This window comes from Halalkalibacter sp. APA_J-10(15) (assembly GCF_023017105.1).
Lineage (GTDB): Bacteria > Bacillota > Bacilli > Bacillales > Bacillaceae_D > Halalkalibacter.
The window spans coordinates 1-255 of the sequence record NZ_JALKEV010000103.1; the positions used below are offsets into that span (position 1 = coordinate 1).

Below are 255 nucleotides of genomic sequence, written 5' to 3' on the forward strand. Positions count from 1 at the left end.
TTGTTCGCCCGGCAACGTCCTACTCTCACAGGGGGAAGCCCCCAACTACCATCGGCGCAGAAGAGCTTAACGACCGTGTTCGGCATGGGAACGGGTGTGACCTCTTCGCTATCGCCACCGGACTTTTAAACATCAGATAACCGGCGACCTTCTTGGTTCTCTTTGTTCATTATAAGATTGAAAGAAAGATTCCTTCAAAACTAGATCATGGATAGGAAACACGTCAGAATTTCTTGGATAAGTCCTCGACCGATT

General features: G+C 48.2%; 1 rRNA gene. It reads right to left on the reverse strand.

What is annotated here, in order from left to right:
- Positions 1–6: 6 nt before the first annotated feature.
- Positions 7–122: ribosomal RNA gene (gene rrf, locus MW695_RS22445) — 5S ribosomal RNA — on the reverse strand.
- Between the last annotated feature and the right edge of the window lie 133 nt (positions 123–255).